General features: G+C 68.4%; 17 protein-coding genes. 12 read left to right on the plus strand and 5 right to left on the minus strand.

The genetic code is table 11. The annotated features are described in order from the left end of the window. Positions 1-51: 51 nt before the first annotated feature. Entirely contained in the window at positions 52-165 is a 114-nt protein-coding gene (locus BEK98_RS51530) for a hypothetical protein (protein WP_244202297.1), read from the minus strand. A gap of 331 nt (positions 166-496) precedes the next feature. Here BEK98_RS51530 and BEK98_RS46115 point away from each other — a divergent pair, with 331 nt between their 5' ends. Both BEK98_RS46115 and BEK98_RS48785 read left to right on the plus strand, forming a co-directional pair. Beyond that, positions 497-1,081, plus strand: a complete 585-nt coding sequence (locus BEK98_RS46115) for an SUKH-4 family immunity protein (protein ID WP_094222792.1) — start codon at positions 497-499, stop codon at positions 1,079-1,081. Between the two features lie 77 nt (positions 1,082-1,158). After that, positions 1,159-1,671, plus strand: coding sequence for a hypothetical protein (locus tag BEK98_RS48785; RefSeq protein ID WP_143684272.1), 513 nt, complete (start codon positions 1,159-1,161; stop codon positions 1,669-1,671). 192 nt (positions 1,672-1,863) lie between these two features. On the opposite strand, the gene BEK98_RS46125 is transcribed toward BEK98_RS48785, so the two are convergent. After that, a complete protein-coding gene (locus tag BEK98_RS46125) occupies positions 1,864-2,652 on the minus strand; it encodes an ANTAR domain-containing protein (RefSeq protein WP_425276666.1) in 789 nt (262 codons plus the stop codon). A gap of 174 nt (positions 2,653-2,826) precedes the next feature. On the opposite strand from BEK98_RS46125, the gene BEK98_RS46130 reads away from it, so the two are divergent. Beyond that, positions 2,827-3,159: a helix-turn-helix transcriptional regulator gene (locus BEK98_RS46130; RefSeq protein ID WP_094222794.1), complete on the plus strand. Its 333-nt coding sequence runs from the start codon at positions 2,827-2,829 to the stop codon at positions 3,157-3,159. A gap of 240 nt (positions 3,160-3,399) precedes the next feature. Here BEK98_RS46130 and BEK98_RS46135 read toward each other — a convergent pair whose 3' ends face one another. The 3 genes from BEK98_RS46135 to BEK98_RS49395 all read right to left on the minus strand — a co-directional run bounded on the left by BEK98_RS46135 (position 3,400) and on the right by BEK98_RS49395 (position 6,620). Next, complete coding sequence (locus tag BEK98_RS46135; protein ID WP_094222807.1) at positions 3,400-4,488, minus strand: glutamate--cysteine ligase 2; 1,089 nt, start codon at positions 4,486-4,488, stop codon at positions 3,400-3,402. A gap of 309 nt (positions 4,489-4,797) precedes the next feature. Then, a complete protein-coding gene (locus tag BEK98_RS46140; RefSeq protein ID WP_094222795.1) occupies positions 4,798-5,757 on the minus strand; it encodes an SRPBCC family protein in 960 nt (319 codons plus the stop codon). A 5-nt stretch (positions 5,758-5,762) separates the two neighbouring features. Further along, positions 5,763-6,620, minus strand: a complete 858-nt coding sequence (locus BEK98_RS49395; protein ID WP_167444451.1) for a histone protein — start codon at positions 6,618-6,620, stop codon at positions 5,763-5,765. Between the two features lie 147 nt (positions 6,621-6,767). On the opposite strand from BEK98_RS49395, the gene BEK98_RS46155 reads away from it, so the two are divergent. From BEK98_RS46155 to BEK98_RS46195, 9 genes are all read left to right on the plus strand, one after another. After that, the gene (locus BEK98_RS46155; protein WP_094222798.1) at positions 6,768-7,130 is read left to right on the plus strand and encodes a gas vesicle protein GvpO; all 363 of its coding nucleotides are present in this window, start codon (positions 6,768-6,770) and stop codon (positions 7,128-7,130) included. Between the two features lie 31 nt (positions 7,131-7,161). Further along, on the plus strand, positions 7,162-7,650 hold the full coding sequence (locus tag BEK98_RS46160; protein WP_094222799.1) for a gas vesicle structural protein GvpA: 489 nt from the start codon (positions 7,162-7,164) through the stop codon (positions 7,648-7,650). Between the two features lie 2 nt (positions 7,651-7,652). Next, complete coding sequence (locus tag BEK98_RS46165; protein ID WP_094222800.1) at positions 7,653-8,363, plus strand: GvpL/GvpF family gas vesicle protein; 711 nt, start codon at positions 7,653-7,655, stop codon at positions 8,361-8,363. An 11-nt stretch (positions 8,364-8,374) separates the two neighbouring features. Beyond that, a complete protein-coding gene (locus BEK98_RS46170) occupies positions 8,375-8,629 on the plus strand; it encodes a gas vesicle protein GvpG (RefSeq protein ID WP_094222801.1) in 255 nt (84 codons plus the stop codon). Positions 8,630-8,698: 69 nt separating this feature from the next. Continuing rightward, positions 8,699-9,082: a gas vesicle protein gene (locus BEK98_RS46175; RefSeq protein ID WP_094222808.1), complete on the plus strand. Its 384-nt coding sequence runs from the start codon at positions 8,699-8,701 to the stop codon at positions 9,080-9,082. Further along, the gene (locus tag BEK98_RS46180; RefSeq protein ID WP_094222802.1) at positions 9,075-9,899 is read left to right on the plus strand and encodes a GvpL/GvpF family gas vesicle protein; all 825 of its coding nucleotides are present in this window, start codon (positions 9,075-9,077) and stop codon (positions 9,897-9,899) included. The genes BEK98_RS46175 and BEK98_RS46180 overlap by 8 nt, the downstream gene beginning before the upstream one ends. Continuing rightward, the gene (locus tag BEK98_RS46185; protein WP_094222803.1) at positions 9,896-10,129 is read left to right on the plus strand and encodes a gas vesicle protein; all 234 of its coding nucleotides are present in this window, start codon (positions 9,896-9,898) and stop codon (positions 10,127-10,129) included. The genes BEK98_RS46180 and BEK98_RS46185 overlap by 4 nt, the downstream gene beginning before the upstream one ends. Continuing rightward, positions 10,126-10,551: a gas vesicle protein K gene (locus BEK98_RS46190; RefSeq protein ID WP_094222804.1), complete on the plus strand. Its 426-nt coding sequence runs from the start codon at positions 10,126-10,128 to the stop codon at positions 10,549-10,551. The genes BEK98_RS46185 and BEK98_RS46190 overlap by 4 nt, the downstream gene beginning before the upstream one ends. A gap of 247 nt (positions 10,552-10,798) precedes the next feature. Further along, complete coding sequence (locus tag BEK98_RS46195; protein WP_094222805.1) at positions 10,799-10,972, plus strand: CsbD family protein; 174 nt, start codon at positions 10,799-10,801, stop codon at positions 10,970-10,972. Positions 10,973-11,309: the final 337 nt, after the last annotated feature.

An 11,309-nucleotide genomic window follows, 5' to 3' on the forward strand; every position in this document is an offset into this window, starting at 1 on the left:
GGATCGCCTGTCTGTGTGGCCAGGTGGCGAAGGCCCCCTCCTGAGGGGCTGTCAGGCTGCGGTCCATATGACGATGTGCTGCGCCATCCGTGCCAGGAGGCGCAGGAGGCGCAGGAGGCGTGGGTCGTCCGGGCGGCGTGCGGTGTGCATGCGCAGGCAGGCCACGCAGGCGTGGGCTCCGGCGCGCCAGTCGTCGTAGAGAGCGCGCAGTTTGCCCAGGACCAGGGCGGGTGATCCGGTCAGCCGGTCGAGGAGCCTGCGGGTGTACGGCGTGACGTCCCGGCCCGACTGGTCGGCCCACTTCGCTCGACGAGCCGATCGGAACCGTCACCGCGCAGGGCGGCGATGCCGTGTCCGTCACCGTCGCCAACTGGGCGGCACAGGGTGGCCCGTAGGGCAGCGGGCGAGGGTGCACACCCTCGCGCTCGCCGACAGGCTATGCGATTGACTGGGGCCGGCAATGACCGAACGACGCGGAACTCATGGGGGCCACGCAGTGAAGAGCAACGACACTCCGCTGATACCGGACGCGGTGTGGCTGGAGGAACGGCTGGGCGAAGGTTCACTCTGGCGACCGGACGAGACCGGCCTGCCGGCCGAGCTGACCGATGCCCAATCGAGGGAGTTCCTGCTCACGGTCGGCTTTCCCGCCGTCCACCTCGACGTCGTAGGGATCGACACACGGCACTTGCGGGACGAGGACGGGCTTGAACCGTTCGATGCCGACGAGATCTACGGACACCGCTACCCGGACGACGACTCTCCGCCCAAGAACTTCTGCTTCACCATGGCCCTCTGGGGCGACCAGCACCTGATGCTCGACGCGGCGGACGGTGGCATCACCCACTACGACCCCAACGGGTGGGACCACGGGGACGGGTGGCAGGGACCGGCCGCCGACTCCCTCCCCGTGCTGGCCGTGCTCCTTGGGCTGATCGCCGAGTCGAGCAACGCGCTGGAATCGGCCGACGACGCCGTACGCGCGGCCGCCATCACCGATCTGCGTGAGCGCATGACCGGCCAGGACCTCAACGTGAACGACTCTGCGTTCTGGGACGAGATCTTCGAGTGTCTCGACTGAGAACGGGGCCAGTGAGGGCAGACGTCTCCGGGACGCCGTTGCGGCCGATCGTCGACGCCTAGACCTGCTCTTCCCAGATGTCCGATCGCGGCCGCTCTGTCTGGGAGGAAGGTTTGTGGATCGAGTGCGATCTGGCCGTTTGGCTCTGTGCCGGCCAGGCCTGCCGCTCATCCTTCGTCCGCGCCCGGGCCATCTACAGGAGGCCCGACGCCCAGGCACCAGCGAGCCGCGGCCTCAAGTTGCACCAGGTTCAGCCCGGTTTCCCGGACCAGCTGTTCATTGCTCAATCCCACGTGATGCCGCTGCATCACCTGATCAATCTTCGCCACCCACAGCTCCTCGGCGACGAAGGGCCGCTCGCGAAACCGCCGCTGGAGCTCAGCCAGATGATCCACACAGCAGGAGATCACCATTCGGTCGCCGTCCTGGTGCGGGTCGACCGGGTGGGCGAACGACGAGTCCCTCACCTGCCCAGAGACAGCCTGCCCAGGGGCTATACAGGCTCGGCAAAGATCACAGAACGCAGGAGGCCCAGCATCCTCGAACAGCAGGTCGCCGTCCATCACTCGCTCCTGTCGGCGCGGCCGTGATCAGCCTGTGGAGATTCGCACAAGAACCGGAATCCAACCGGGCGTTGCGCCCCTGGCGGCTTGGCACACGGCAGCGATCGGCCGTGCGTCAGCCATACCTGAAGCGGACGTCTGGGCGCCTTGAGGCGGCGCACCGCCAGGGCAGTGCGGCCGGTGCAGCGACGGGCCGGACCCTGTGCGGCTGCTTCTGGGTCATGCCTCGTCCGGTGAAGTCGTCGCTGGGCCATCATCGCCGTCCTCCTGGACAGACTGTTGCCATGGCATGTCATCGGCAGGTGCATGGCCGGCGGGAAGAGAGGCAACGGCCACGCGCACCTGCTGCTGGACTGCCGCGGGGAGCGCCTGCCCCTGAACCGTAGTCACCAGTTCCTCGGCGACCACGGCGAGTTTGGTGTTCGTGCTCTGGGAGACCTCGACCAGCACATGCCAGGCGTCCTGGGCTCTGAGGCCGAACGTGGCCATCAGGATCCCTGTGGCCTGGTCGATGACCGGGCGGGTTTGCATGGCCCGGCGCAGCTGTTCGACCTCCGTACGCAGGTCCTCGTCACCGTCCAGGGCTTCCCCCTCGTGCGCTGCGGTCGGCGGAGTGGGCGCGCATGCCGACTGACTCAAGACCGGGCGCTCAAGCGTGAACAGCGGCCACGTGCCCGTCACGCTCAGCAGGCGCTGCACCAGAGGGCTGGCAGCCTGGATGGTCACCGTTTTGCCTGCCGGCAGGGCGCGGTGCCGCGCGGCCAGGAAGCAGTTCAAGCCGGAGCAATCGCAGAACGCAGTCCCGCTCAAGTCGAGATCCACACCGTAGGTGCTCCGCGCGACGGCGTCCTGCAGCGCGGCTTCGAGTGCCGCTTGTGCGCTCAGGTCGATCTCGCCGCGAATCGTCACGCACACGCGCCCCTCGTGAGGCGAGGCGTCGATCAGGAGACCCTGCGGTGCCGCACCCGCTCCGGCAGGCGATCGCCACACTGATCGTCTGCTGCCCATCTCCACCTCCCTGGCCTGCTGCCGGGGAAGCTTCCCTCTCAACATGGCCGCCTCCTTCGTGGCGCCCAGTGATTCCGCATTCAGGTTCGGCTCGCCGACTGTAGCCTGTCAAGTAATACCGGAAATTTATTTCATCCTTTTGGATGCGTGAACAGCACGCCCTATGCTGGAAGCATGGGAGAAGTACCGGAGCCGCACACGGGGTGGACGTTCCTCACCAACCACGCCCGGGTCCTGGCAGCGATCGCGAACAATCACCGGAGCCGCGTCCGCGACATTGCCGCGCACTGCCGGCTCACCGAACGCGCGGTCCAGAAGATCATTTCTGACCTGGAGGCGGACGGTTACCTCACCCACGACCGCGAAGGCCGGTCCAACACGTACAAGATCCAGCCGGGAACCATCCTGCGCCACCCGGCCGAGGCGGACCTGACCGTGGCGGATCTGCTCTCCCTCCTGGTCCAGCACGACGTCAAGCACACCGAAGCAGCGGGAAAAACCGGATGACAGCCTGACTCAGCTGACCCACGGCAGCGTCCGGGGGCCCGCCGTACGTCCATGAGCTGGGGTCGGTGCAGGTCGGCGACGGCTTCGAGCAGCTCGGGATGGCGCAGGGGGACGCCGGCTTCGTCGAACCGGGGCCCCGTGTGTGACCGCACGCCGTGCGCGCCGCCGCGGGGCCGTACCCGAGGGCCTTGAACTGTTCGGGCACCGAGCGGTACTCGCGCCGATGTCTCACCGAGTCGCTCACTCCTGGGTGTGCCGTATGCACTCGGTGACGACGCTGCGCAGGCTGCCCGTGCGCTCCATGAGCAGCCGCTGCTCGTGGGCTCCGTTGCCGCGGTGCAGCAGATGGGCCACGGCCTCCTCGACCAAGGCCGCATCCCCGCTGCCGGTCAGTGCGTCTCCGGTGTGCCCCAGCAAGGAGCGCACCACGTCCGGGGCGGGCCGGGGCCGCATGGTCGCGGGGTCGAGCAGTTCCTGGTCCAGACCCGACCGGGCAGCCTGCCAGGCGGCCAGCCTCAGCAGGCAGACACCGTGGTCGGGCGGTGGTGTGCCCGCCCGCCAGTCTCGCGCCGCCGTCTCGACCAGGGCCCGGGAGAGTGTGGCGACCAGGATGGCGCTATCCGCGCGCAGACACACGTCCGGCACCCGGATCTCCACCGTCGGGTAACGGGCGGACAGCCGCGCGTCGAAGTACGCCATCCGCTCGTCCAGGATGACCCCCGTGGCCACCATGTCCGCCACCCACCGGTGGTACCGCTCGGCCGAGCCGAACAGCTCCGTAGGCCCCGCCGACGGCCAGCGGTCCCAGACCCGGCTGCGGTAGGCGGCGTAGCCGGTGTCCCGGCCCTGACAGAACGGCGAGTTGGCGCTGAGCGCCAGGAGTACCGGAAGCCACGGCCGGAGCCGGTCGAGGACGGCGACGCCCTCCTCGTCGGACTCCACCGAAACATGCACATGGCAGCCGCACACGAGCTGGTCCTGCGTGGTGATCCCGTACCGCCGGGCCATCCACTCGTAGCGCTCGTTCACGCTGATCGACGGGCTGACCGGCAGCGGGGAGGTGGCGAGCGCGGCGAGCGCGCACGCGAACTCGCCGGCGAGCCGCGCCGCCTCCTTGCGGCAGCGCACGATCTCGGCGCCGAGGTCCGCCATGTCCGCCTGCGGATGCGTGGCGAACTCCAGCATCTGCCCGAACAGCTCCTTCTGGAACACGTCCTGTCCGGGATCGTCCTGGGTGGCACGGGCGAGGACGGCGGCCGACAGCGACTTCGGCTCCCCGCTGTCCGGGTCGACCAGAAGGAGTTCCTCCTCCACTCCAACAGTGCGCACCACCTGATACCGCCCTCCTCTCCGTGCCACTCGGGGGCGTCCGGCGCCCACGGGCAGTCGCAGGTCTGTACAACCCCCGACTGCCCCCGGGAGAGCCGTCGACACCTGCGGACTCACGGCTCGGGAGCCTTCCGGGCCGCCATGCTGATCGTCCCCGGTTCCGTCGGGTCGAGTCCCCCGCAGCCTGCCCGAACGCCTGGGCCAAGTTCGGAGATCCCTGAAAGGGCCTGGACCGCTGCCGACGCTGCCTCGCCACGGCCTGGCATGACCTGCCCCGGACCGTAGGGGGGCGACCACCTCGCTGCGGTCTCACGCCTCCTCGTACTCGTCTTCGTCCTCGTATTCCGTTTCGTCCTCCGGGTATTCGCCTTCCTCGGCTTCCTCGCCTTCCTCGGCTTCCTCGCCTTCCTCGGCTTCCTCGCCTTCTTCCGGTTCTTCTTCCTCGTACTCGACGTCCTCCTCCTCCAGCGCCTCCTCGTGGGTGCGCACCACTTCGCCGTCGCGGATCTCCCCGCGCCACCCGTCGGCGGCCTCGTCGGAGAGGGTGACGTATCGCTGGAAGTGCTTGGCGTCGAGGCGCAGTCGGCGTCCCTGGGCACGCCAGAGGTTGCCGGTCTTCTCGAAGAGGCCGGAGGGGTAGTACTCGACGACGATCACGATGTGCGTGAGTGTGGGCGACAGTTCGTGGAAGCTGACGCAGCCGCGGGTGCTGCCCTTGGCGCCGTCCGAGGTCCACATGATGCGCTCGTCCGGAATCTGTTCCTGGACGGTGGCCTTCCAGGAACGGCTGGAAGGCCCGACCTTCACTTTCCAGTCACTGCTGGTCTCGTCCCCCTGGGACACGCTGCGCACGCCTTTGGTGAAGGAGCTGAACTTCTCGAACCGGGTCCAGTGGTCGTAGGCGACACGGACGGGGACGCCTACATCGAGTTGTTCGATGATGGTCGTCACCTTGGGGTTGCCGGACTTGCGGCCCTTGCCGCCACCGAACAGGCTCGAAGCCTTGTCGGTCACGCTGTCCTTGATGCTCTTCACCTTCTCGCCGATCAGGGCTTTGACGGGTGAATCGCCCTGGAGGACGCGCGCGCCGACCTTCGGGAGAACTCCCCCGCCCTCGGCTACGTCCAGCAACTGATCGGTGAGATCCTCCACTTTGTCGCCCGCCACGTCCGCGAGATGCTCCATCTGGGTGCCTAGGTAGTCGACGAGTTCGTCGCGCAACCGGTCCAGGCCGGAGAACTCTTCTGTTTTCTGTGCCGTCCTGGCCATGGGGCCTACCTCCGCCGTGTGGACGCCGTCTTGGCCGTCGTCTTCTTCGGGGCAGTCTTCTTGGGCGCGGTCTTCCTGGGGGCGGTCTTCTTCGCCGCGGACTTCCTCGCCGGTGCCGCGGACTTCTTCGCCGCGGCCTTCCTCGGAGGTGCCGCGCTCTTTTTCGCGGTTGCCTTCCTGGCCGGTGCCGCGCTCTTCTTCGCGGCGGTCTTCTTCGCCGGCTGCGCCTTCCTGGCGGTGGTCTTGCGGGCTGTCGTCGTGCGCGACGCGGGCCGCGCGGAAGGACGCTTGGCTGTGCGGCGGCGCCTGGGGGACTCCTCCTCCGACTCCTCCCTCGCGCCTTGAGCCCGGCGGGTGGGGCGCCTGCGCCTGGATGTGGCCTTCTTCGCCCGCGGCTCCTCTTCCTCCTCTTCCTCCTCCAACTCCTCCGTCTCCTCCGGCTCTTCCTCCTCCTCTTCTTCCCCTTCGGGCTCTTCTTCCTCGTCCTCGGGCCCTGTCTCTTCCTCTTCCGGTTCGTACTCCTCCTCGTCTTCCTCTACTTCTTCCTTCTCGCTGCCGATGCGGGTGGTCCGTTCGTGCAAGACGTCCGCGAGGTCTGCGAGTTTGCGGTCGGCCGCGGCGGCGAGAGCCTTGCGGCCCGCATCCTTGAATTCGCCGCGCAGTTGGTCGTTGAGGTCGGCGACCTGCGGCAGCTCCTGAAGCTTGCGGAGCCCTTCGGTGAGCAGTTGCTGGGGCTCGAGGCCGAAACGGCGGCCCGCGAGATAGGTGGCCAGTCCGAAGGCGAGGCGCCCCTTCTTCGCACGGCCGAGGACATAGCCACCGGCGACTGCGGCAGCGAGAGCGATCTTCGTCGAATCGTTCATCGGTCATTCCCTCCGGCGAGCCGCTGCGCGCTCGCACGGCGGCACGCGGCCGCCGGTGGCCCGTCGCGGCGCACTTTTAAGACGCATATGGTGAAATAGTGCGTTTAAGTGATATGTAAGCGCTGCCCCAGCGACGGAGTTGGAAACATGGCCGCGTCAGAAAAGGACGGCACGGGGAGTGGCAGGCGACCCTCCCACGGTGACCACACCGCACGCCGCGCGCGCGGCGGCAGGGCCCCGAAGCCCGCCAAACACTCGGCGGCATGGGCCATGCGAACTGCCGCAGAACAGCTCGAGGAACTCCTCGGACGTGCCCCCGAGTCGGTATCGGCAATAAAACCGACCGAGGAGGGATGGGAGGCGGATGTGGAGGTACTCGAACTGGAGCGGGTCCCCGAGACCACCAGCGTCCTGGGCACCTACCACGTGACGCTGGACGAGGAAGGTGACTTGCTGGCGTACGAACGGACGCGCCGCTACACACGCGGCCAGATCGACCGGCGCCGCTGACACGCACAAGGGGGTGGTGAAGGGAGGCGCCATGACCGTGGTGCCGCAGAGCGGAGGCAGCATCTCGCGCGGAAGCACGAGCAGCCTGTACGACGTCCTGGAACTGATCCTCGACCGCGGTCTCGTCATCGACGTATTCGTCCGCGTGTCCCTCGTCGGCATCGAGATACTCAAGATCGACGCCCGCATCGTCGTCGCCAGTGTGGACACCTACCTCCGCTTCGCCGAGGCCTGCAACCGCCTCGACCTCGAAACCGGCAGCAAACAGCCCACGCAGCTCACCGACCTCGTCGGCGAGATCACCGAAGGCGGTGCCGAGGGCAAGTCCAAAGGAGCCCTGACCGGCGCCGTCGAGGCCGTCAAGGACACCCTGACCGGCGACGGTGCGGAAGACGAGGACGAGGAGGAGTACGAGGAGAACGGGGAAGACGAGCAGGAAGAACCGGAATACGAGGAGGAGCCCAGGCAGCAGCGCCGCCGTCGACCGGCCAGAGGGGCTTCCCGGCGGCAGAGGGAGTGACCATGGCCGTCTACGTCTACTCCATCACCTCGAAGGACCTCCCGATGCGGCTGGACGACCTCCATGGAGTCGGCGACCCTCCCAGCCCGCTGCGTACGGTGACCGCGGGAGTGCTGTGTGCGGTGGTCAGTGACGCGCCCGAGGACCTGCGCCCCAGGCGCCGCGACGTCCTGGCGCACCAGCAGGTCCAGGAGCGGCTGATGGCCGACGGAGCGGTGCTGCCGCTGCGGTTCGGCATGACGGCCGAGAACGACGAAGTCGTTCGCGCAGCCCTGGAAGACAGCGCGGACACGTACCAGGAACAGCTGCGCAACCTGAACGGCGCCACCGAGTACAACCTGAAGGTCTCCTGGGAGGAGGAGGCACTGCTGCGCCGGATCCTGCTGGAATCGGAGGACGCACGCAAACTCAACGCCGCCACACGCGAGGGCGGTACCCCCGGGATGTCGCTCGCGCTCGGCGAACTGGTAGCGCAGGAAGCCGAGGTGCGGCAGCAGGCACTCGCAGCGGGCATCGTGGAGGCCCTGCGCCCGTACGTACGCGACGAGAGCCTGACGTCACCCGGCGGCCACGACTTCCTCAACATCTCCTTCCTGGTCCAGCAGGACAAGGAGGAGATGTTCCTGGCGACGGAGATCAGCCTGGCCAACCAACTGGGCGAGGAGTGCGAGTTCCGGCTGAGCGGACCGCTGCCCCCGTACAGTTTCGTCTGAGAGGCGCGCTCATGGGCCTGCTAACCCAGATCCTCACCTTTCCGCTGGCGCCCGTGCGGGGCGTGGGTTGGGTCGCCGACCGGGTGAAGGAAGCCGCTGAGCGGGAGTACTACGACCCCGAGCCCGTGGAGCGTGAACTGGCCTCGCTGGAGCGAGCACTGCTCGACGGCCGCATCGACCAGAAGACCTTCGACGAGCACGAGGACCGGCTCCTCGACCGCCTGGAGGAGATCGCGGCCTATCGGCGGGGCGACACCGCTCCCTGAGCTGGAATCGAGGTGCCCGCCGTGCCGGAACCGGCTCCCGACCGACTGAGTTCGTACCCGTCCCGGGCCATGTCCCCGTACGGCTACGGACAGGGCTCCTCGGCGAACCTGGCCGACATCCTCGAGCGCGTCCTGGACAAGGGGATCGTCATCGCGGGGGACATCCGGATCAATCTCCTCGACATCGAGCTGCTCACCATCAGGCTCCGGCTCATCGTGGCCTCCGTCGACAAGGCCAGGGAGATGGGAATCGACTGGTGGGAGCACGATCCAGCGCTGTCCTCCCGCGCCGGCGAGCGCTCACTGGCCGAGGAGAACAGGCGGCTCCACGCAGAGATCGAGGCGCTGAAGCAGGAGCGGGAGCTGTCGCCGGGCAAGGATCAGCGCAGCGCAGGCCGGCGCACCACCTCGCGCTCTTCCAGCAGGCGCAGGAGCGGAGCGGCTGATGACTGAGCCGGTCACCTACGCCTACGCCGTGCTCCGCGACATCGAGGGACTCGCCGCGGCCCTGGACGGCGTGGCAGGCGTGGTGGGGGCGCCGGTCCGCCTGGTGCGGGCGAGCCCCGGGAACGAACTCGCCGCCGCCGTCAGCTCGGTGCCCGCCCAGGACTTCCAGGAGAGCGCCCTGCGCCGTCATCTGGAGGACCTGGACTGGCTGGAGGCCGTCGCCCGCGCTCACCACACCGTGATCGAAGCCCTGGCCGCGCACACCACCGTACTGCCGCTGCGGCTCGCCACGGTGTACCTGGACGACAGACGGGTGGAGACGATGCTGGGCGCGGACGCGCAGCAGTTCTCGCAGGCCATGCGGCGACTTGCCGGTCACCTCGAATGGGGCGTCAAGATCTACGTGGACCGGCAGCCGGACGTGCGGGTCACCGGCGAGGCGGGCGCGGCCGCCACCACCGAGGGTCTCAGCCCCGGCCGGGCCTACCTGCGCGCCCGTCGTGTCCAACGCCATTCGCGCGACGAGTCCTACCGGGCCGCCCGGCAGGCCGCCGAACACGTCGAGGCGATCGGCCGCGACATGGCCGCCGGTCACGCCCGGCACCAGTTGCAGCAAGGGGAACTTGCGACCGGCGCCGGGGAGAACGTCGTCAACGACGCCTATCTCCTCGCGCACGAGACGGCGGCGGAATTCCGCACGCGGGTCCTCGATGCCGCCCGGGGACTGCCCGGCGTGCGCATCGACGTCACCGGGCCCTGGGCGCCGTACTCCTTCGCCTCCCCATTCGGCGCGGAGGGCCCGGCACCGGACTCGGCGCCATGACCGGCGTAGAGCGGCCGCCGGGGGCCGACCCGCTGGAACAGCGCCAGGTGGCCCTCATCGACCTGCTCGACCGCCTGCTGAGCGGCGGCGTCGTTCTCACCGGGGATGTGGTGCTGTCGATCGCCGACATCGACCTGGTGCGTATCTCCCTGCGGGCGCTGATCGTCTCCGTGAGCGCCCGGAACCCGTCACCGTGGGAGACCTCGACACGCCCCGAGGACGAGCCGTGACGGGCGCAGCCGAGGGCCGACGCCCCGACCCACCCGACCGCTTCGGCGAGGTCGCCGAAGCGGCCGCCCGGGCGTTCCGGCTGCTGCCCGCCGTACCGGACGACATCACGCCGGCCGGACGGCCGGAGCCGCGGCACCCCGCCCGCCGCATCCGCACGGATCCTGACACGGTCGAACGCGACCTGATCAGGCTGGTCCTCACTCTGGTCGAGCTGCTGCGGCAGCTCATGGAGCGGCAGGCGCTGCACCGCGTCGACCAGGGCGACCTCACCGAGGAGGAGGAAGAGCGACTGGGCACCACTCTGATGATCCTCCACGACCGCATGAGCGATCTGTGCGCCCGCTACGGCCTGGCGATGGAGGACCTCAATCTGGACCTCGGCCCGCTCGGCACACTCCTGCCGCCCGATCAGGCCGACTGACGGTGGCGACGAGGACGGGACGGTGTTCACCTTCGGTCCGCCATATGCCTGTTCCTCGCCCCGACGCACGACGTGGGACCTCGCAGCCGGGTCCTATGCCTACGCTGCCATGCGCCGGCGTTCGCCCTCCAGCCGCGGCCGAACCAGCGGAACTGCTCGTACAAATACGGGCGTGTTTTCCTGCCCGGCTCGGGTACCCGAAGTGGGTGGCCACCAACACCGCACGCGGTGAGGAGAGTGAACGACAATGGCCAAGAACCAAAAGGCCAAGGCCAAGATGGAGCAGACCAAGGGCAAGGCCAAGGCGACTCTCGGCCGCGCCGTAGGCAACGAGAAGTTGGCGGTGGAGGGACAGGCCGAGAAATCGAAGGGCGATGCGCGCCAGGCGAAGGAGAAGGCGAAGGACGTCTTCAAGCACTGACGTTCCACGCTCTCAGCGGGATCCCGTTTCTCACGCCACCGGGATCCCGCTCTTTCTATGCCCTCAAGGTGTTGCGTCGTACCGATGCCGGGACTCGGATCGCTGTTTCCTCCAAGAGGCCGGGGTACCAGGTGGCCGAGTCATCGCCAGCCCGAGCGCCGGATAGAGCGGGGCCGGCGTGTTGCGCAGCCGGATACCGGCCTCGGCCGCCTACGTGCACTCCTGCCGGTCGAGCAGAGCGCGCATCGTCAGATCTCTTCCTCCATGCGGATGGTTTCCCTGAGATCCTCGTGCGCCTTGCCCGGCGAGCCCTCCTGGGCTTCGAGCAGGGCGGCGG

The sequence above is a fragment of the Streptomyces diastatochromogenes genome, from assembly GCF_002242805.1.
Lineage (GTDB): Bacteria > Actinomycetota > Actinomycetes > Streptomycetales > Streptomycetaceae > Streptomyces > Streptomyces diastatochromogenes.